We start from the raw sequence: 19,362 nt of genomic DNA on the forward strand, positions 1-19,362 counted from the left end.
GCCTACGGCAGCGCCCCCCGGAAGCCGGCACAGCACCGCAAGCACCCGCCCCGCCCAGCGCCCCCTCCCGCCCGGACAACCCGAACCGACACGGCCGGCAATCCCGCCCACGCCACACCGACCAAGGCGCCCCCTCGGGCCGCGCCCCGCGCCCGCGGTGGAAACGCCGCCGCGGGCGAACCGCCCGCGCCCCACCGAAACAGCCCCGCCGCCAGACCCCCACCACCGCCAACCCCGACACCAGCCCCTCCCCTGACCGGACCACACGAACACAACAACAGAAGAGCGAAATACAGCACCCACGACAGGCGACCCGTCCGGATACTGCTGCGTGCACAACAACTTCCGCCCCCGTCACAGACTCTCCGAGCACAAGAAGAAACCGGACCCTTTCCGAGCCGGATTCCCGGCCGCCAACCGGACGGACAACGTCACTCCACACCGCCGGCCGTTGCGAAACGGCCTGCGCACGTAGCTTTCCCGAAGACACGCAAGTCCGGCCGGACGGCTTTGCCGCCCAGCCGAACCGTGAACCGAACTCAGTTGTTGTTGTTGTTATTGTTGTTGTTCCCGCCGCCGCCGTTGTTGTTGTTATTGTTGTTGTTGTTGTTCCCGCCGCCGCCGTTGTTGTTGTTATTGTTGTTGTTGTTGTTGTTGTTGTTGTTCTTCCCGCCGCCGTTGTTGTTGTTATTGTTGTTGTTGTTGTTCCCGCCGCCGTTGTTGTTGTTGTTATTGTTGTTGTTGTTGTTCCCGCCGCCGTTGTTATTGTTGTTGTTATTGTTGTTGTTATTGACGACGATGACGATCTTGCCCTTCTTTCCTACGTGCTTGCCGTGCTTGCCGTGGCCGCCGTGATCGGGTGCCACCGTGGTGACGGTGCCGGCCTGAGGCGCGGCAGCCGGGGCGGCGAATGCGCTGGAGGGCAGCAGCGCGCCTCCTGCGGCCAGAGCGGTCGAAGCGGTGAGTACCGCGAAACGCTGCGTGCGGGAAGTGCGGGCCATGATGATTCTCCTCCGGTGAGAATGGGGTGAAATAACTGCCGAACGGTCCGGACGATTCACAGGCCCTTCGGCAGCGGGACATGTGTCCCGTAAACGCGCCGCCCGGACTGTTCCGGGTGATGCGGGTGGGTCACCTGTACTGCGTGACCCGATGCCTCAATTAAGCACCGGATAAGCGAACCGCGTCATGCCGCTGAAATTCGGGACTTGACAAACGGCGACGGTCCCGATAGAGGCGGGGCGTGGCCCGCGGTGTATTGACCGGCGGGCAGCACGACAGGCCGGCGCGGACAGGCGCCTGCGGCACACCCCGGGCGTGTCCCGATGTCCGGCCGGGGAAGCCACCGCCACGCTGCCCCGGCGCCGGCCGGCCACGGCGCCCCGCGCCCATTCCGCAGGCGTCGGTGATGCCGTCACCGGCCTGACGGGCCGCGACGCGGGACACATCCGGGCACTGGACGCGGTGAACGGAGGGTGCCCCAGAAACTTCCCGCCCGCGCCGGCCCCGCATCCCACGCCGGCGGCAGGGGGCCGTCACCCGTGGACGACGACTGCCCGGATACCGGCACTTCCCCCCGGCCACCCGCTCCCCACGCCCCGCCCGGAAGGGCGGATAAAGGTGCGGTGCGGCGCGGGCCCGGGAAAATGCTCCGCAGCCCGGGCCGCGCGCACCCGACACCGGGGAACCCCCGGCAGAACGCGCCCCGGGCTGCGGCCCCGACGCCGGACACACAGCAACCCCGGCCCCGGCCAGGACACCCCCACGCAGAACGGGGCAACACACAGCCTCCGCGCCCGCACACAGGCGACCTCCGGCACCCAGGCCGCTGCCCCGGTGACCAAGGCGTGCCTGGCCGCCGGCCAGAGCCCGCACGCATCCGGCCGGCACAGGCGGCCCACACAATCACAGAAGCTTCGACGCGCCGCCGGGCGGCGAGCTGTCGGCGTACACGCGGCAGACCTCGTGGCAGTCGGGGCGCAGCGCCTCAGTCGAGCAGGCCGCCGAACACCGGACGGGCCCAGGCGGGCGGCTCCGGCACCGGCCCGGATTCAGCCGCAACGACATCGGCCCCGGAGCGGGAACGAGCCGCCACCTGCGTCGGCGGCCGGCCCCCTGCCGTCGTACCGGAGTCGCTGCCGGCAGCGCGCAGAGCCGCCACGAATTCCAGACAGGAGTCGTAACGGTCATCGGGAACCTTGGCCAGGGCCTTCGCCAGTACCTCGTCGAGCCCCGGTGCGATTCCCGGCCGCTTCTCGCTCAGCGCGGGCGGCTGGTCGTACTGGTGCGCCCACAACAGCGCCATGTCCTCATCGCGCTGGAACGGCGGCCTGCCGGTCAGCATCTCGTAGACGACACAGGCCAGGCTGTAGAGATCGCACCGGCCGTCCACCGGGCGTCCCGAAATCTGTTCCGGCGCCACGTAATCCAGCGTGCCCACGAACTCGCCCACCGTGGTGAACCCGGTCAGCGACAGCGACTTCTTCGTGAGCCCGAAGTCCGTCAGATACACATGTTCCGGGTGCTCGCTGTCCGTCCCCTTGGCGACCAGAACGTTCCCGGGCTTGACATCCCGGTGCACCAGATCGTGCTCATGCGCCGCATCCAGCGCCGACGCCACCTGAGTACCGATGCGCGCCACCGCCCGGACCGGGAGCGGACCGTCCCGGTCCAGCAGCGCCCGAAGGTCCAGCCCTGAGACGTAACGCATCGCGATGTAGAGCACGCCATCCGTCTCGCCCGCCTCGAAAATCGGCACGATGTGCGGATGATCGATCGCTGCCGCCACACGCGACTCATGCGTGAAACGGCGACGGAACGTGTCATTGCGCGCGAGTTCCGGAGCCAGCAACTTCAGGGCCACCGTACGGTCCAGACGCAAGTCCTTCGCACGGTAGACCACCGCCATGCCCCCGCGGCCGATCTCGCGCTCCACCCGATAACCGGCGATCTGCGCCCCGATGAGACCCGACGCACGGCCCGCATACAAGCCCATGTCAGGTGAGGTCATCACGCACCACCGCCCCTCCGCCCACGCCGAGCACCAAAGAACCGGAGCCCCGACCGGCACCGGCGCCGGGACCCGGCATGAACATCACCGGCGGCCCCACATCCACACCCGAAATACTATCCAGCAATCCACGCAAACACCCCAGAACGGACTGTCTGCGGGAACCGGCCACCGGGACACAGCGCCGCACCGCACCCGAACCGATGCCCGCCGACACCCCGCACCTGCCGTGGCACCCCCGCTGAGCGCAGGCGCGCTGCCGTGACCCAGCGCCATGTACGCAGAGGGCCGTGGAAGTCGCTCTCCTCATTGGCGACGCGGTGACCGCCGCCATCGCTGCCCGCGCCGCGGAGCAGCCGGGTCGGCACGTTTCGGAGCGAGGCCGGCATGGGATTCGGTGGGCCGCTCTTCTGCGACAACCGGCCCCGCTTTTCGGCGCATTGGAGTCCGCAGCCCGGACGCACCATCGGCCTTCTCTGCGCGATGCCCCCGGGCGCCGGGCCGGCGCTGCAGCCCTGCGGGCGGTTCCACAAAGACGCCGTGCCGAGTCGCTACTGATCGGCAGGCACAGGAACCAGACCGTCGGCGACCAGGCCGGCGAGGACCGCCTCACCCAGGGCATGGACGGCGGACTGCGGCCGGACCATGACCGTGAACTCCTTGATGCGGCCGTCGTCGTCGAAGTGCAACAGGTCGATGCCGTGGATCTGCCTGCCGTTGACGGTCGCCCGGAAGAGCAGGACGGCCGACGGCGCCGTGGTGCCGTCGACGCTCGTCTCGGCAGCGCCGGTGAAGTCACCGACGTAGCGGAAGTCTTCAAAGGTGCGCAGGAGGACCCCGAAAAGGCCCAGCACCATGGGCTTGCCCTCGAAGGGCTGGAACTTCACGGGGCTGTAGAGGCGGACGTCGTCGGTGAACAGGTCGTCCAGGGCTGCGAGGTCGCGGCCGTGGACGGCGGCGCGGAAGCGTTCCGCTGCGGTCATGGGATTCCTTTCATAGTCATCAATGTGACTAGTCAGATTCTTGAGTATCATGAGGACCGTGTCCATGGACAGGGCAGGTGGACCGGGGCCGGTGGACGAAGACAGGGCGGAAGAGGTGACCCGATGGCGTTGCGGCACGCAGTTCTCGCGGCGCTGCTCGACGAGGAGCTGAGCGGATACCAGCTGGTCAAGGCCTTCGACCTGGGGGTGGCGAACTTCTGGCACGCGCAGCCGCAGCAGTTGTACGCGGAGCTGACCCGGCTGGAGAAGGACGGGCTGATCACCGGCCGGGAGGTGGTCCAGGCCACCCGGCCCAACAAGCGCATGTTCCGGGTCACCGATGCCGGTCTGGCCGAACTTGAGCGCTTCACGGCGACCGCCGCCAAGCCCTCCTTCATCCGTGACGACCTGCTCGTCAAGGTCCAGGCCGCCGACCACGTCGACACCGAGACTCTGATCGCGCAGCTCACCGAGCGCGTCGCGTTCGCTCAGGCCAAGATCGGCCTGTTCGGTTCGCTGCTCGACACCATGCGGGGTGAGCACACCGAAGAGGAGTTCCTGCGCCACGGCGAGCGCATCGGCCCGTACCTGACCTGCGTGCGCGGCCTCGCCTTCGAGCAGGGCAACCGCGACTGGTGCCGGCGCACGATCGCCATCCTGGAGGCAAGGAAGGGCGCCCGTGCCCGGCACTGACCCGCACCGCCTGCGCTATGTCGCCCTGGGCGACAGCCAGACCGAAGGCCTCGGCGACGGCGACGACACCACCGGGCTGCGAGGATGGGCCGACCGGCTCGCCGAACATCTCGCAGGGCACAACTCCCGGGTGATGTACGCCAATCTGGCGGTACGAGGACGCCTGGCCGGCCAGGTCCACGCCGAGCAGCTCGCTCCCGCACTCACCCTGCGCCCCGACCTGGCCACCGTGGTCGCCGGGGTCAACGACCTGCTGCGGCCGAGATTCGACGCCGACGAGGTCGCCGGTCATCTCGAGGCGATGTTCGCCGCGCTCACCGCCCAGGGCGCCCGCGTCGCCACCCTGACCTTCCCCGACGTCGCACGCATCACCCCGCTCGCCCGGCCGCTCAGCTCCCGCGTCACCGCCCTCAACGACCGTATCCGTCAAGCAGCCCGTCACCACGGCGTCACCGTGGCCGAGACCAGCCACCACCCGGTGGTCACCGACCCCCGCCTGTGGAGCCCGGACCGGCTCCATGCGAGCCCCCTCGGCCACCGACGCATCGCGGCCGCCGTCGCCCACGCCCTTGCTCTGCCAGGCAGCGACGACACCTGGACACACCCTCTGCCCCCTCCCCCGGCCCCCTCGCCCACCGGCTGGAACGCCACCACCGCCGAACTGCGCTGGGCCGCCGCCTTCCTCGGCCCCTGGCTGGGCAGACGCCTGAGTGGCCGCTCGACCGGCGACGGCCACACCGCCAAGCGCCCGCACCTCCTCCCCGTACAACGGCCCGCCACTGCCGGGCACGAGGCCGAACGGGAGTGAGCAGGTCCCAGGAGGTCGCCCCCCGGGAGCCCGGGGCGGAGGAGTCTCAGGCGGGCCGGCCGTCCATGGGCTCCGACAGGAGATGCCGGGTGACGACGAGAGGGCCTGCGTCCTCGCGGACCGTGCGGTCGCTGATGACGACCTTGGCCACGTCCTCGCGGCTCGGGACCTCGAACATCACGGGCCGCAGGACGTTCTCCATGATCGCCCTCAGTCCGCGGGCGCCGGTGCCGCGCAGCATGGACTTCTCGACGATGGCCTCAAGGGCGGCTTCGCTGAACTCGAGTTGGACGTCGTCCATGGCGAACAGCCGCTTGTACTGCTTGACCAGGGCGTTGCGTGGCTCGGTGAGGGTCTTCAGCAGGGCGTGCTTGTCGAGGCTCGACACCCGGGCGATGACGGGAAGTCTCCCGACGAACTCAGGGATCAGCCCGAACTTGATCAGGTCGGCGGGCATCACCTTGGCGAACACGTCCCTCCCGGCGCCGCGGTCCTCGGCGTGGATCTCGGCGGAGAAGCCCATGCCTCGCCTGCCGACGCGGTCGTCGACGATGGTTTCCAGGCCCGCGAACGCTCCGGCCACGATGAACAGCACGTTCGCCGTGTCGATCTGGATGAACTCCTGCTGGGGGTGCTTGCGACCGCCCTGCGGGGGCACCGACGCGATCGTGCCCTCCAGGATCTTCAGCAGCGCCTGCTGCACGCCCTCGCCGGACACGTCACGGGTGATCGACAGGTTCTCGCTCTTGCGTGCGATCTTGTCGATCTCGTCGATGTAGATGATGCCGGTCTCGGCCCGCTTCACGTCGTAGTCAGCGGCCTGGAGCAGCTTCAGCAGGATGGTCTCCACGTCCTCGCCCACATATCCGGCCTCGGTGAGCGCGGTGGCGTCGGCGATGGCGAACGGCACGTTCAGCAGCCGGGCCAGGGTCTGGGCGAGATACGTCTTCCCGCAGCCGGTGGGGCCGAGCAGCAGGATGTTGGACTTGGCCACCTCGACGGGTTCGTCCTCGTGCTCCATGCCGCGGACCCGCTTGTAGTGGTTGTAGACGGCCACCGCCAGCGACCGCTTGGCGCCGGTCTGGCCGATGACGTACTCGTCGAGGAACTGGTGGATCTCCGCCGGCTTGGGCAGCTCGTCGAGCGGAGTCTCGGTGACCTCGGCCAGCTCCTCCTCGATCAGCTCGTTGCACAGCTCGACGCATTCGTCGCAGATCTGCACTCCGGGCGGCCCGGCGATGAGCCTCCTCACCTGCTTCTGGCTCTTTCCGCAGAACGAACACTGCAGCAAGGAGCCGTCGTCATCGATGCGCGCCATGAACGTGAGCCCTCCAGATGGTCTCGTCATCCAGATGCTATGATAATTTCAGCTCGGAGATGCAGACGGACGGGATGCAGACGAGCGGTCCGAGGAGCACACCGAGGGGAACGATGGCTCGACTCACCAGGGCGGAGATGCAGGAGCGCACCCGCGCCAGGGTGCTGGCCGCCGCCCGGGACGAGTTCGCCGAGAGCGGCTTCCGGGCCGCCCGCATCGATGACATCGCCGAGCGGGCCGAACTCACCCGAGGCGCGGTCTACTCCAACTTCCCCGGCAAGCGCGCCCTCTATTTCGCCGTCCTCGCGGACCTCGCCGAGCACGGACCTGCGGCGGCGCGTCCGGCGGCACAGCCGGGCCACAGCGCGCCCGAGGCACTCGGGTCGCTGGCCGGGGCCTGGGTCGCGCGCCTCCCACAGGCCGGCCTCGGCACCGATGCCAGTGCCAGTGCCAGTGCCAGTGCCAGTGCCGACCATGTCGCCGCCGAGCGGGGCGGCACCGCCAGGCTCGGAGTGGACCTGATCCCGGAGGTCATGGCCGACGCGCGGCTGCGAGGCCCGTACCTCCAACTCCTCAAGCTCGACGCACTTCTGCTCGCGCTGGCCTTGGAACGAGTACGTCCGCTCGAAAGGACTCCCGGGGCACCGCCACGCCGCTCGGTGCGTATGGCGGAGACCGTCCTCACCACCCTTCACGGCGCGAGCCGGATGGCCGCGGCGGCGCCCGGCTTCATCGAACCCTTCGACGTCATCAGCGCCTGCGAGCAGCTGGCCGGGCTCGAGTTGAGCGACTGGTGGGCGCCGCCGACCGCCGTCCCGCCGGCACGGCGCACCGACGAGCCGTGGGCGCCCCCCGAGGCGACCGACCTCGTGACGGGCCGGCCGGCGCCCCTCACCGCCGACGGCGTGGTCGCCGTGCTGGGCCTGCACCGACTGTCCACTGTGGAGGAGACCGTCCGAGCCGCCCCACCCGGCACCGATGTCACCGCCGTCCTCGTCACGCCCGAGCCGCACGAAGCGGCGCCCCTGGCCCGTTTGGTCGTCGCGGAGTTGACCTCATGCCTGCGCGAGGCCTTCCCGCAGTGGGCGTGGCCGCGACTGCGCGTGGTGTGCGATCCCTCTGGCGCCCTCGCCGCAGCGGCCGGTGTGTCCGGCATCAGCGAAACCACGGAGGCCGCCGTCGGTATCGGCGCAGGCCGGATCCTCGCCCGGGCAGAGGGCTCCGGGGCCTGCCACGCCGTCGCGTCTGCCTCCCTGGTGACTTCCGGGCCTTGACCGGCAGCCGGCTGACTGCCGGACCAGCCCGGACGAGCCGGCGACGGCTGCCGCCGGCCTTGGGTGTCTCGAGACCCGGCATCAGACTCGCAGAGGGCCACTGGCGGTTGGGACCTTGGCCGGCACTGCCTGCGCGGCCTCGCCTTCGAGCAGGGCAACCGCGACTGGTGCCGGCGCACAATCGCCATCCTGGAGGCAAGGAAGGGCGCCCGTGCCCGGCACTGACCCGCACTGCCTGCGCTTGCAGGGCCGCGATTCATTGCTTTCTGCAACAGACCGGTCGACCACGTTGTCACAGCCTTGCTGACCGCCGCGATCATCGACGTGATCGGAGGCATGGCAAACGCCGAGCTCCGGGAGGACCAACTGCCGTTCGTTGTCGGCCTCCCAGGGTTGGTCACCACGACAACCGATCCATGGCCTGCCGCTCATGGCTCGGCGACGTTCCTCAGAGCATGGGCTCAGCAGCCTGGCTTCCGGCTCCTCAAACAACTGGCCTGCTCACTCCGCCCTCAACCGGCTCTGTGCCTTCCTGCGCGACGCAACGTCCGCGATTCGCTCCCCAGTCGGTCCAGCAGGCCGACGGCGATCCGCTGGGCGACGGGAGGCGCGGGCGGCGCGGGAGGCGGACACCGGCTCGTCGCGGGCTCCTCTCTGCCGCCGCTGCACCTGCGGCATACGCAGTCCTCAAGGGCGGGAGCGTCGGTGTGCTGCCACTCGCTCCCATGCAGCGCAGCGGCGAGAGCAGTAGCGCCGCGCCGGCCATGGCCTTCTGCGGGAGACACACTCCGGCAACTCGGCAATGTGCGTGGGCCCTCGGGCGGGCGTGGCCGTCCCAGATCAGAACCGTCAGCGCCATGCAGGACGAGGCGAGCAACCACCCACCCCACGGGGCGTCGCCGTCGCTGCCGACGTGCGGGTGCCACGCGGTAGTCCTCCGTGCGAGGTGAGGCGGACCACGCCCGTGCTGTGCGCCCGGAGGTGGTTCGGACGAGTGCGGCAAGGTCGACGTGATCGGGTCGAACACCTCACCCATCGCCCATCGGCCGCCGCCGCCTCGCGGAAGCCTGAGCAGCGACGGTACCGATAGCCTCGGCCGCGTGATGGATGAAGCAGCCCGGTGGCGTCGGTTCGGGGCGCTCCTGCCCCCCGGCGAAGCCCGGGAATTCGTGGACTGCTGGGAGATCGGTGAGCAGGAGGCCGGACTCGACCGGCTCATCGCCGGCCTCCTGGAGCACCGGGTACCGATCAGTGAGACGTTGCGGGCCGAGATCGCCGTGGCCGCCGAGGTGTGGGGCATGTGGACCGCGCTCGCTCCCGGGATCGGTCAGTGCCTCGGCAGCGACCAGGACCAGGGCGATACCACGCTGAGGCTCATCGAGCACGCCGACACCGTCCCCCTGCCCGGATCCTCCGTCGGCACCGACACCGCACCGGCTGATCTTCTCCTCGTGCCGTGGATCGCCTGCACGCGGTGTGACCAGGTGCTCGCACGCGCGCACCACCGGGAACCCTGGGGCGACCTCTCGTACCTTGCACGGCACTACGTGGTCTTCGCCCCGGGGCACAGCACGCCGACGCGGCTCTTCGAACCTGACGCGGCATGGGACGCCCTGACCGCACTGCATGGGACCTGCGGCCAGCCGTGGTCCCACAGCTCCAGGACCGCGCAGCCATGAGAAACGCCGTCGCAGGCTCGCCGGTGACGGCCACGAGGTCGTGATCCTCGCCGTCCGGATCCAGCAGCCAGATGGAATCGTCATACCTCCACCGCCCTACCCCTCACCGCGCACGCCTCCGAGGCCGCACCGGAACCGTGCGCGGAAGATGAGTCAACCGACCATGGCACCGGGCGAGTACAGCCATGTCCCGACCATCAGCCGCCAGAGAACTCAGGTCGGCGCGCCATAGGCGACGCATTCGTCCGCGGGTGCTTGCCGCGGTGGTGTCCAAGGCCGCGGGGTGAGGTGGCTCGGCAGGTAGAGGGGGTGTTTCGGCTGTCCGGCCCGGGTGAGCGCGAGTGCGGTCAGCCGCCGCATGCCGGGGAGCTCCAATACGGCGGATACGCGGTCGGGCCGGGCACGGCAGCCCCAGCCGCCGACGATCACTCCGCCGGTCTCGTGGGCGAGGGCCGCCACGGCGACCAGGTAGGCATCGTTCTCCGGACCGACAGGATCCCGGGCGTCCCGCAGTTCACCGGGGTCGGTGGCCCGCCAGGCGTACAGGTTGACGACGACGAGTGCGCTGCAGTCCCAGCGGCCGGCGAAATCGATGCAGCGCCTGCTGGTGGCGTCGTCCGTCCTCGCATCGGCAGTGCTGGGGTTGAGCAGAACGAACACTGCGGTCCTGCCGTCCCGCTGCCACGTGCGGGCCAGCAGGTAGCGGTACCGCTCGCAGTCGGAGACGACCGCGGAGCGCCGTACGCGGGGCGTTTCGGCGGGCCGGCGAGCGTGGGTCATGAAGGCTGTTCCTCCGACCGGGAGGTGGGCGAGGCGGCTCGGCGGGACGGGGCTGCTCGGCGGGACGGGGCTGCTCGGCGGGTTCCGGTCTTCGTCTTCAGTGTGCTGTCGGCCCTGTCGGCGAGGCCATGCCCGAGCGTTCCCGGCGGGCAGGGATCGTGCGCCGGTCCGCGCGGCGTGGCGGTGGGGGCGGGTGCGCGGCGCGTGGCGATGGCAGCAGATGCGCGGCGCCTGGCGCTGGACGCAGCCGCTCGGCCTGGGCGGCACGGTGGGTATCGGCCGGCGCGGCGTGCCCGGGGCGGGGACTGTTTCCCCACCAGGAAGTGCCGCCCGCACGGCCTTGGGCCGATCAAAACCGTCTGTGGCGGCAATCACAGAATTGAGGCTTGCTCACACCACATATCCCTCGGATGCTGGGGAAGCGGAAATTCCCCGTTTCCCCAGATGAACCGTGAATACACCGGATCATCATCCGCAGAAGCATGTGAAAGGGCGGCATCATGCGACTTTCTCTTCTCCCCGGCAAAGCATCGTCAAAGGTCCTCCGGCACCTGACCGGCGGCGCCGCCGCGGCCGCCGTCCTGCTCGCGGCAAGCACCGCAATCGCCCCCACTCCGGCTGCAGCAACTCCCGCGAGCAGCACGCGCATTGACGGCTGGATCAAGCACGCGCTGCAAGTGATGGAGGCAAAGGGAATTCCCGGATCCTACGACGGGATCCACCGCAACCTCATGCGCGAATCGAGCGGTGACCCCCTTGCCATCAATCTGTGGGACTCCAACGCAAAAGCAGGTATTCCCTCAAAGGGTCTCATGCAGGTCATTGACCCCACATTCCGGACATATCATGTCGATGGCACCGCATGGGACATTTACAACCCAATCTCAAATATCGCGGCCGCGTGCAACTACGCCGCCCACCGCTACGGCTCCATCGACAACGTGAACGGCCCGTACTGATACCCGGCCCACGATCACGTCCACGCCGGCGGCCGGCACCGCACGGTCCCTCCGATCTGCTCGGTCTCGGCCCGCCCCGATCACGAGACGGGCGCGGAGACCGTGCCGGCACGCAGCGTGACGGAGCGCAGCACCCTCAGCGGCCCCTCCTTCCTCGCCACCATGGCGAACGGGAAGCTGTCGGTCGCCAGGCGGAGTCCAGCATCGGTGTGATCCACTCCGAAATCCGCGACGCTCTCCCTCCGCCAGATCGGCGGCCGCGCGCGATGCCCGGGCGCGGCGTATGTACGGCGCCGCGTCGGCATCGTCTTCCGCGACGCGCTGGGCGATGTGGTGGGCGCACGCCAAGGCCTCTTCCGCCGGTCCGTCCTCGCCGGTGACCACGAAGGTCACGTCACCGGCAGCGTGCGCCCGCAGAAACCGTGCCGTGGCGCCCGCCCCGACGAAACTCGTGCACAGCACCAGCGGCGCGTGCGCGCCGGCCGGCGCGCCCACCGTCCCCGCTCCCGTCTTCTGCACCACTGTACGGCCGGCGAGGCCGGGGGCGGCCGCGATCAGCGCCGGTGAGTCGACCGCGTCGAAGCCGGCGGCAGGGGCCGTCCTTCACAGCCGGCCGGCGCGCGTGGTCTTGTCTCAGAGCCGGGGCCTCGTCCTCGGACGAGACCAGGACGATCTTCTCCGCTCCACGGGCGAAGGCCCAGGCAGCTACCGTGAACGCGCGCATCACGTCCACCACGACCACGACCGCCGCCGAGAAACCCGCCCGGGCGGGTCCCGTCACCTCCGGGATGCCGAGGAAACGAGGCCGCATCCCGCCCATCCTCACCTTGCCGTCACCACTCCACCGTCGTGACCCGGATGCCACGGAGAGGGCCTTGCTGAACGTCACCCTGCGCGTGAACGCGACACCGTCCGCCCCCGCGCTCACCCTGCGCCCCTGGACCGACGTCGACATCGAGCCTTTGATCGAGGCGTATCGCGATCCCACATTGCGCCGCTGGACGAGGCTTCCCGTCAACAACGCCACGGACGCCGTGCGTTGGCTGGGCATTCAGCAACGCGGCTGGGAGACCGGAGAGCGGCTGAGCTTCGCCGTGCACGAACAACAGCTCGGCACGCACGAGGGACGACTGGTCGCCAACGTGGTCCTCAAGCGCACCGGCTTGTCCCGCTCGTCGGCTCGTTCGTCGGCTTGCTCGTCGGCAGAGGTGGGCTACTGGACCGCGGCCCCTGCCCGAGGGCGAGGCGTGGCCCCCCGCGCGCTGGAAGCCCTCACCGTGTGGGCCTTCGGCGCCTTCGCAGCCGAAGGCCTGGTGCGTCTCGAGCTGCTCCACCAAGTGGACAATCCCGCATCGTGCCGCGTCGCCGAGAAGGCCGGTTATCCCTTCCAGCAGGTCCTTCGCGCCCGTCCGCCCTTTCCCGAAGACGGTCACCTGCACGTACGACACGCTCGCACCCCCTCCTGACTGCCGGGCCGGGGGCGCGTCCGTGCCCAACGGTCCGGTCAGCGACCGCCGGTGAGGGCTGCGCGGGCCGCCGAGTGGGCCGCCTCGCGCTCGTCGGGGACCAGGCCGATGCGGGTGCGGCGGTCGAGGAGGTCGGATTCGTCGAGGGCTCCCTCGTGGCGTACGGACCACAGGAGTTCGGCTCCGGTGACGGGATGGCCGGGGACGATCGGGTGGGACAGGGCCGGATCGGTCCGGGCGAGGGCGTGGACGGCCGGGGCCTCGGTGCCGTAGCGGGCGATCAGACGGCGCGGTGCGTTCAGGGTGGCGAGTGTGCCCGGGTGGGCGGCGCCGACGAGGGGGAGGGTCGCGGTGCGGCACGGTGCGGCGGTCAGGGCACGGGCGGTGACGGCGGCGTCGACGGCGTCCTGGGCCATGCGGCGGTAGGTGGTGAGCTTTCCGCCGACGACGGTGACGACGCCGTCGCGCGAGGTCAGCACGGCGTGCTTGCGGGAGATGTCGGCGGTGCGGCCGGGCTCCGCCGTGGAGGCGGTGTCCAGGAGGGGGCGCAGGCCGGCGAAGGCTCCGACCACGTCGTCGCGGGTGAGGGTGACGTCGAGGGCCGAGCCGAGGACGTCGAGGAGGAAACCGATGTCGCTTTCGGGTACGTCCGGGACGTCCGGGACATCGCCGTCGACCGGTTCGTCGGTCAGTCCGACGTACACCCGCCCGTCGCCCTGGGGCAGGACGAGGACGAAGCGGTTGGACTCCCCCGGGATCGGGATGTGCAGACCGGCCGAGAGGTTGCCGAGGTCTTCCGAGCGCAGTACGAGGTGGGTGCCGCGGGAGGGGCGGAGCCGGACGTCGTCGACAAGGCCGCCCGCCCATACCCCGGTGGCGTTGATGACGCTGCTCGCCCGTATGTCGAACTCCTCGCCGGTGAGTTCGTCGCGCACCCTGGCGCCGGAGCCGCTCAGGGCGAGGGCGCGGACGCGGGTGAGGATGCGCGCGTCGTGAGCGGCGGCGGTGCGGGCGATGGCGGTGACCAGGCGGGCGTCGTCCGTGAGCTGGCCGTCGAAGGACAGCAGCCCGCCGCGCAGCCCGGTCTGCCGCAGGGCGGGGGCGAGATGCCGGGTCTCCACGGTGGACAGGGTGCGGGGCGCGGGCAGGGTGGCGCGGGAGGTGCGGGCGGAGGCGCGCAGCAGGTCGCCGGCTCGGAAGCCCGCCCAGGCGAGTGCGGCCTGGGCGCGGGAGACCAGCGGGGTGAGGGGCAGGACGAACGGCTGGGCGCGCACCAGGTGGGGGGCGGTGCGTTCCATGAGGATGCCGCGTTCGACGGCGCTTTCGTGGGCGACGTCGAGCTGGCCGGTGGCGAGGTAGCGCAGGCCGCCGTGGATGAGCTTGGAGCTCCAGCGGGAGGTGCCGAAGGCGAGGTCGTGGGCGTCGATCGCGGCGACGCTCAGGCCGCGGGAGGCGGCGTCGAGGGCGGCTCCGGCGCCGGTCGCGCCGAGGCCGACGACGAGGACGTCGACCTGGGTGCCGTCGGCGAGTTGGGCGATTTCGCGGGTGCGGCGTGCCGCGTTCAGTGACGACGCGGTGGGAGGGGATGCGGGCGCGGGGCTGGTCAGGCGGCTCATGGCGTGAGGGTCCTCTCCAGAAGGGTCCGCAGCTCTTCCAGGAAGGCCGCGTCTGTGAGCTCGGGGTCGGCCTCGTCCGTCATCGTGCGCAGCGAGAGCGTGAACGACTGCACGACGAGCAGCAGGGAGCGGGCCTGGAGGTCGGGGTGGGCCACGCGGACGGATCCGTCGGCGTGACCCTCCGCCAGGCCGCCGGTGATGAGCCCGAGGAGGGCGTCCTGGCTGGCGCCGCGGCGGTCGAGCACGTACGGCAGGAGCAGTTCGGGGTCGACGTCGAGGATCTTGTGGAAGAGCGGGTGGGAGCGGAAGGCGGCGACTCCGGCGACCAGTCCGTCGACGAGGCGGGTCCGGGCTGGGGCGGCCGGCTCGGGGGCGGGCATGGCGCTGACGGCGAGCCCGACCCACTCCCGGGTCATGAGGTCGCCGACCAGGGTCCGTACGTCGGGCCAGCGGCGGTAGAGCGTCATCCGGGACACACCGGCGCGCCGGGCCACGTCGGTGAGGGTGGTCCGGCGTACACCGACGGCGAGAACGCAGTCGCGCGCCGCGTCGAGCACGGCGTCTGTGTCCGAGTGGTTGTGACGAATGGGCGTCATCTGTCACAGTGTAATGCCAGTGCAGGCCGCCCGGCCACGGCGCCCAGGAAAACCGACGGTGAAGGACAACCCACGTGGACATGTTGTGGAGCGGCTGGGGAGACCCGGCCAAGGCGGCCCCGCTGCCCGCCACGGTGATCGACCTGCTGCGCGACCTGCTCGGCGTCACACCGCTCGAGTCCGGTCCGGCCTCCCTCGACGGCATCGCCGTCCCCGAGTCCCCGCTCGCGGACGACACGTGGAAGGCCCTCGTGGACTGCGTCGGCGACCGCATGCACGTACGCATCGACGGCGAAACCCGCATCCGGCACACCCGCGGCAAGTCCACCCCCGACCTGCTGCGCATCCGCGCCGGGGAGGTCGACGACATCCCGGCCGCCGTCGTGCTCCCCGGCAGCCACGACGAGGTGCTCGCCGTCCTGCGGGCCTGCGCGGAGCACGGTCTGGCCGCCGTGCCGTTCGGCGGCGGAACCTCCGTCGTCGGCGGCCTCGCCCCCGAGACCCCCCGCCTCGGCCACTTCATCGCCCTGGACCTGCGCCGCCTGGACGCCCTGCTCGCGCTCGACGAGGTCTCGCGCACCGCCACCCTCCAGCCCGGACTGCGTGCGCCGCAGGCCGAGGCCCTGCTCAACGAGCAGGGCTTCACCCTGGGCCACTTCCCGCAGTCGTACGAGTGGGCCTCCATCGGCGGCTTCGCCGCGGCCCGCTCCAGCGGCCAGGCGTCGGCGGGCTACGGCCGCTTCGACGACATGGTCCTCGGGCTGGGCGTCGCGACGCCCGAGGGCACGCTGGAGATCGGCCGGGCGCCTCGTTCGGCCGCCGGTCCCGATCTGCGCCAGCTGATCCTCGGCTCCGAGGGTGCGCTCGGGGTGATCACGTCGGTGACCGTACGGGTGCGGCCGCTGCCGGAGACCCGGATCTACGAGGGCTGGCGCTTCGCCTCCTTCGAGGCGGGAGCGGCGGCGCTGCGCAAGCTCGCCCAGGACGGCCCGCTGCCCACCGTGCTGCGGCTGTCGGACGAGACGGAGACCTTCATCGGTCTGGCTCAGCCGGACAGGATCGGAAGCGCGGACGCCCCTCAGGCCGCCGGCTGCATGGCGATCGCCGGATACGAGGGCACCGCCGAGGACACCGCGGACCGGCGCGCCCGCGCCCGGGAAGTGCTGCTGGCGTGCGGCGGCGAGTTCGTCGGCGAGGAGCCGGGCGAGCGCTGGGCCCACGGCCGCTACAACGCGCCGTATCTGCGTGACGCGCTGCTGGATGCCGGTGCGTTCGCGGAGACGCTGGAGACCGCCGCCTTCTGGTCCGCGCTTCCCTGCCTGTACGACGCCGTGCGCCAGGCACTCACGTCGACGCTGACCGAGGCGGGCACACCGCCCCTGGTCATGTGCCACATCTCCCATGTGTACGAGAACGGCGCGTCGCTGTATTTCACGGTCGTCTCGGCCCAGGGCGAGGATCCGGTGGCCCACTGGGCACCGGTCAAGCGAGCCGCCAACGACGCGATCCTGGCGGCCGGCGGGACCATCAGTCATCATCACGGCGTCGGGACCGATCACCGGGACTGGTTCACCCAGGAGATCGGCCCCGTCGGGGTCCGTGTCCTGCAGGCCGTCAAGGCCGAACTCGACCCGGCCGGGATTCTCAACCCCGGCGTCCTCATCCCCGTCCGCTGACCGGCCCCCTGCCTTCCGGAGGCGCATTCCATGCGACAGTTCACCGCGGTCGTCAACCCCGCCGCAGGCGGATCCAGCGGTACGGCGGGCCTGCTTCCGCTGGCCCGGCTGCTGAGGGAGGCCGGGGCTCAGCTCGACACGCAGTACAGCCGCAGCCTGGAGCACGCCCGCCAGGTGGCGCGGCAGGCCGGCGAGCAGGGGCACGTCGTGCTCGCTGTCGGCGGGGACGGCATAGCCGGCTGTGTCGGCGGGGCCCTCAGCGGCACGGACACCGTCTTCGGCCTCGTCCCGGCGGGCCGCGGCAACGACTTCGCCCGGGCTCTGGGGCTTCCCGCCGACCCGTCCGCTCTGGCGGAGCTGCTGCTGAACGGCACACCGCGGCCGGTCGACACCATCCAGGTCGAATCCGCAGTCCACGCCGGAGTGTCCGTCCTGGGCAGCGTCTACGCGGGTGTCGACGCCGTGGCCAACCGGCACGCCAACACCTCGAAGCTGCTGCGCGGCGCCGCCTCCTACTACGCGGGCGGCCTGCGGGCCGTGGTCGGCTGGCGGCCCGCGAACTACCGCATCACGGTGGACGGGGTGGAGCACGAGCGACGCGGATACACGGTGGTGGCGGCCAACTCCGGCTTCTACGGCTTCGGTCGCAACATCGCCCCCGGTGCCCGCCTCGACGACGGACTGCTCGACGTCGTCGTCATCCAGCACGCGCCCAAGCGGCTGTTCTTCGCCATGATGAACGAGCTCAAGACGGGTGCGCACCTGCAGCGCCCCGAGGTGGAGATCCTGCACGGCAAGGAGATCCGCATCGAGGCCGACCGGGCCATCCCCTACGGCGCGGACGGCGAGGTCGACGCCGAGCTGCCCGTCACCGCGCGGGTGCAGCCCGGTGCTCTCCGCGTCCTCTGCTGACCGGACAGCCGTGCCCACCCGAGCACTCGCGTACGCGAACACTCGAATGGTGGCCTCTTCGTCCCCGTACGGAATCGAACCCCGCACCGTGCCTGAAAGTTGACAGGTCGAGCGCCCAAGGAGACCCAGTGACCTCCATCGTCCGGCACATCACCTTCGACTGTGCCGAGCCGCACGAGCCGTACGAACTGGCCGAGTTCTGGAGCCAGGTCCTCGGTCATCCGGTTCATCCGGTTCATCCGCAGAACGAACCGGGTGACGACGAGGTGGCGTTGGACGTACCCGCCGGTCACCCGACCCTGCTGTTCTTGCGCGTACCCGAGAAGAAGACGCTCAAGAACCGGGTACACCTCGATCTCCAGCCGGACCGGCCCCGGGACGAGGAGGTCGAACGAGTGGCAGCGCTCGGCGCGACCGTCGTCGACGACCGGCGCAAGCCCGACGGCAGGGGGTGGGTGGTCCTCGCGGATCCGGCCGGGAACGAATTCTGCATCGAGGTCAGCGCGGCGGAACGCGCGGCCGCCGAAGCAGCGGTGAACAGCTGATCGTCCGAGTGCGAGCCCGGACGGTCGCACGGCGACCGGCGGTGGATCCGCCAAGGGCGCCGAAACGGCGACGACCGGCTCCGGAACGTTCCTGAGTCGGTCGTCGCCGCTGCGGCCCGCCCCGCTGCGTGGCGTGCTGGGCCTCAGCCCTTTGATCGCCACGCCGGGAGTCACGCTGCCTGGTGAATCCCCCACCGAGCATGCGCGACCAGGTACGCCGCGCGCTGCCATCGCCGCGGGCGCATCACATGCCGTCGTGGGCCGGTCGGTCACCCGCGCGGCGGACCCAGTAACCGCGGTACGCCTCGTGTGCGCCGATCTGGCGCCGCGATCGGGTGTCCTGTCGGCCCATCCTGAGGCAGCGGGCGGACAGGGTCGAAGAGGATCTGCGAGTCACCCACCTCCTCTTGGTGGCCCGTCCCCGTGAAGGCTCGTGAGGGCGGGGCTCACGAAGACGGACGGCCGGTCGTACGTCCTCTTCAGCTTCACCCGCACCCGCTCGATCTCCGCTTTCGCGCCCATACGGGCCCGACGAGCCGCCCGAGTGAGGCCCGGCCGGTGGCTTCGCGTGCGCGTGCTCCCCGTCAGGCGTCGAAGCGGTGGCGGGAGGCCTCGATGTGACCGAGGTACCGGTGGGTCCAGTCGCACATTGCGTCGACCGTCTTTCGCAGGCCTTGTCCCGGCTCGGTGAGGGTGTACTCGACCCGGGGCGGCACGACGGGGTGCACCGTCCGCTCGACCAGGCCGTTGCGCTCCAGCATGCGCAGGTTCTGGGTGAGCATCTTGTGGCTGACGCCCTCGATCTCGTTCCGCAACTCGCTGAAGCGCAGGGTGCGTTCACCGAGGGACTCGATGATCAGGAGCGCCCACTTGTTGGCGACGTCCGAGAAGATCTCCCGCCCCAAAGAATCCGCACGCCTCAGGTCCGCATCCTCGGGCGAGCCACTGAACTGCTTGGTCACCATCAGGTTCCCCAGTCACCGAAAAGTGCGTTCTTCCATGTCAGCCGACACTCTCCTACGGTTTCCGAGTAACCACAAGAGAGCG

General features: G+C 70.5%; 19 protein-coding genes and 1 pseudogene. 11 read left to right on the forward strand and 9 right to left on the reverse strand.

What is annotated here, in order from left to right; genetic code table 11:
* Nucleotides 1-539 precede the first annotated feature (539 nt).
* The 3 genes from ACWCP0_RS19345 to ACWCP0_RS19355 form a co-directional block, all read right to left on the reverse strand.
* Nucleotides 540-1,001 carry a hypothetical protein gene (locus ACWCP0_RS19345; protein ID WP_451080010.1) on the reverse strand — a complete coding sequence of 154 codons (462 nt, stop codon included), beginning with the start codon at nucleotides 999-1,001 and terminating at the stop codon, nucleotides 540-542.
* A 986-nt stretch (nucleotides 1,002-1,987) separates the two neighbouring features.
* Nucleotides 1,988-3,010 (reverse strand): serine/threonine-protein kinase, encoded by a 1,023-nt coding sequence (locus tag ACWCP0_RS19350; protein WP_451080011.1) that lies wholly within the window; start codon nucleotides 3,008-3,010, stop codon nucleotides 1,988-1,990.
* 551 nt (nucleotides 3,011-3,561) lie between these two features.
* Complete coding sequence (locus ACWCP0_RS19355) at nucleotides 3,562-3,993, reverse strand: nuclear transport factor 2 family protein (protein ID WP_451080012.1); 432 nt, start codon at nucleotides 3,991-3,993, stop codon at nucleotides 3,562-3,564.
* Between the two features lie 123 nt (nucleotides 3,994-4,116).
* On the opposite strand from ACWCP0_RS19355, the gene ACWCP0_RS19360 reads away from it, so the two are divergent.
* Nucleotides 4,117-4,686, forward strand: a complete 570-nt coding sequence (locus ACWCP0_RS19360; protein WP_451080013.1) for a PadR family transcriptional regulator — start codon at nucleotides 4,117-4,119, stop codon at nucleotides 4,684-4,686.
* Complete coding sequence (locus ACWCP0_RS19365) at nucleotides 4,673-5,494, forward strand: SGNH/GDSL hydrolase family protein (protein WP_451080014.1); 822 nt, start codon at nucleotides 4,673-4,675, stop codon at nucleotides 5,492-5,494. The genes ACWCP0_RS19360 and ACWCP0_RS19365 overlap by 14 nt, the downstream gene beginning before the upstream one ends.
* A 46-nt stretch (nucleotides 5,495-5,540) precedes the next feature.
* On the opposite strand, the gene clpX is transcribed toward ACWCP0_RS19365, so the two are convergent.
* A complete protein-coding gene (gene clpX / locus ACWCP0_RS19370) occupies nucleotides 5,541-6,812 on the reverse strand; it encodes an ATP-dependent Clp protease ATP-binding subunit ClpX (RefSeq protein ID WP_451080015.1) in 1,272 nt (423 codons plus the stop codon).
* A gap of 113 nt (nucleotides 6,813-6,925) precedes the next feature.
* On the opposite strand from clpX, the gene ACWCP0_RS19375 reads away from it, so the two are divergent.
* The 3 genes from ACWCP0_RS19375 to ACWCP0_RS19385 all read left to right on the forward strand — a co-directional run bounded on the left by ACWCP0_RS19375 (nucleotide 6,926) and on the right by ACWCP0_RS19385 (nucleotide 9,765).
* A complete protein-coding gene (locus ACWCP0_RS19375; protein ID WP_451080016.1) occupies nucleotides 6,926-8,086 on the forward strand; it encodes a TetR/AcrR family transcriptional regulator in 1,161 nt (386 codons plus the stop codon).
* Between the two features lie 258 nt (nucleotides 8,087-8,344).
* A complete protein-coding gene (locus ACWCP0_RS19380; protein ID WP_451080145.1) occupies nucleotides 8,345-9,019 on the forward strand; it encodes a DUF6368 family protein in 675 nt (224 codons plus the stop codon).
* A gap of 167 nt (nucleotides 9,020-9,186) precedes the next feature.
* Complete coding sequence (locus ACWCP0_RS19385; protein ID WP_451080017.1) at nucleotides 9,187-9,765, forward strand: hypothetical protein; 579 nt, start codon at nucleotides 9,187-9,189, stop codon at nucleotides 9,763-9,765.
* A gap of 213 nt (nucleotides 9,766-9,978) precedes the next feature.
* Here ACWCP0_RS19385 and ACWCP0_RS19390 read toward each other — a convergent pair whose 3' ends face one another.
* Nucleotides 9,979-10,545, reverse strand: coding sequence for a DUF1643 domain-containing protein (locus ACWCP0_RS19390; protein WP_451080018.1), 567 nt, complete (start codon nucleotides 10,543-10,545; stop codon nucleotides 9,979-9,981).
* 500 nt (nucleotides 10,546-11,045) lie between these two features.
* Between ACWCP0_RS19390 and ACWCP0_RS19395 the strand changes: the two genes are divergently transcribed.
* On the forward strand, nucleotides 11,046-11,504 hold the full coding sequence (locus tag ACWCP0_RS19395) for a transglycosylase SLT domain-containing protein (protein WP_451080019.1): 459 nt from the start codon (nucleotides 11,046-11,048) through the stop codon (nucleotides 11,502-11,504).
* An 80-nt stretch (nucleotides 11,505-11,584) separates the two neighbouring features.
* On the opposite strand, the pseudogene ACWCP0_RS19400 reads toward ACWCP0_RS19395, so the two are convergent.
* Nucleotides 11,585-12,315 (reverse strand): annotated as a pseudogene (locus ACWCP0_RS19400) (2-phosphosulfolactate phosphatase).
* A 64-nt stretch (nucleotides 12,316-12,379) separates the two neighbouring features.
* Between ACWCP0_RS19400 and ACWCP0_RS19405 the strand changes: the two are divergent.
* Complete coding sequence (locus ACWCP0_RS19405; protein WP_451080020.1) at nucleotides 12,380-12,970, forward strand: GNAT family N-acetyltransferase; 591 nt, start codon at nucleotides 12,380-12,382, stop codon at nucleotides 12,968-12,970.
* 38 nt (nucleotides 12,971-13,008) lie between these two features.
* Here ACWCP0_RS19405 and ACWCP0_RS19410 read toward each other — a convergent pair whose 3' ends face one another.
* Together ACWCP0_RS19410 and ACWCP0_RS19415 are read right to left on the reverse strand one after the other, a co-directional pair.
* A complete protein-coding gene (locus ACWCP0_RS19410; protein WP_451080021.1) occupies nucleotides 13,009-14,586 on the reverse strand; it encodes a glycerol-3-phosphate dehydrogenase/oxidase in 1,578 nt (525 codons plus the stop codon).
* Nucleotides 14,583-15,182: a TetR/AcrR family transcriptional regulator gene (locus ACWCP0_RS19415; protein ID WP_451080022.1), complete on the reverse strand. Its 600-nt coding sequence runs from the start codon at nucleotides 15,180-15,182 to the stop codon at nucleotides 14,583-14,585. Before ACWCP0_RS19415 ends, ACWCP0_RS19410 begins: the two co-directional genes overlap by 4 nt.
* A 74-nt stretch (nucleotides 15,183-15,256) precedes the next feature.
* Between ACWCP0_RS19415 and ACWCP0_RS19420 the strand changes: the two genes are divergently transcribed.
* From ACWCP0_RS19420 to ACWCP0_RS19435, 4 genes are all read left to right on the forward strand, one after another.
* Nucleotides 15,257-16,858, forward strand: coding sequence for an FAD-binding oxidoreductase (locus ACWCP0_RS19420; RefSeq protein ID WP_451080023.1), 1,602 nt, complete (start codon nucleotides 15,257-15,259; stop codon nucleotides 16,856-16,858).
* A gap of 30 nt (nucleotides 16,859-16,888) precedes the next feature.
* Nucleotides 16,889-17,770 (forward strand): diacylglycerol/lipid kinase family protein, encoded by an 882-nt coding sequence (locus ACWCP0_RS19425; protein WP_451080024.1) that lies wholly within the window; start codon nucleotides 16,889-16,891, stop codon nucleotides 17,768-17,770.
* A gap of 128 nt (nucleotides 17,771-17,898) precedes the next feature.
* On the forward strand, nucleotides 17,899-18,315 hold the full coding sequence (locus ACWCP0_RS19430; protein WP_451080025.1) for a VOC family protein: 417 nt from the start codon (nucleotides 17,899-17,901) through the stop codon (nucleotides 18,313-18,315).
* Between the two features lie 133 nt (nucleotides 18,316-18,448).
* Nucleotides 18,449-18,742: an orotidine 5'-phosphate decarboxylase / HUMPS family protein gene (locus tag ACWCP0_RS19435; RefSeq protein WP_451080026.1), complete on the forward strand. Its 294-nt coding sequence runs from the start codon at nucleotides 18,449-18,451 to the stop codon at nucleotides 18,740-18,742.
* Nucleotides 18,743-18,899: 157 nt separating this feature from the next.
* Here the strand turns inward: ACWCP0_RS19435 and ACWCP0_RS19440 are convergent, their stop codons facing one another.
* The gene (locus tag ACWCP0_RS19440; protein ID WP_451080027.1) at nucleotides 18,900-19,280 is read right to left on the reverse strand and encodes a winged helix-turn-helix transcriptional regulator; all 381 of its coding nucleotides are present in this window, start codon (nucleotides 19,278-19,280) and stop codon (nucleotides 18,900-18,902) included.
* Nucleotides 19,281-19,362 lie beyond the last annotated feature (82 nt).

Source organism: Streptomyces sp. NPDC001970 (genome assembly GCF_053594115.1).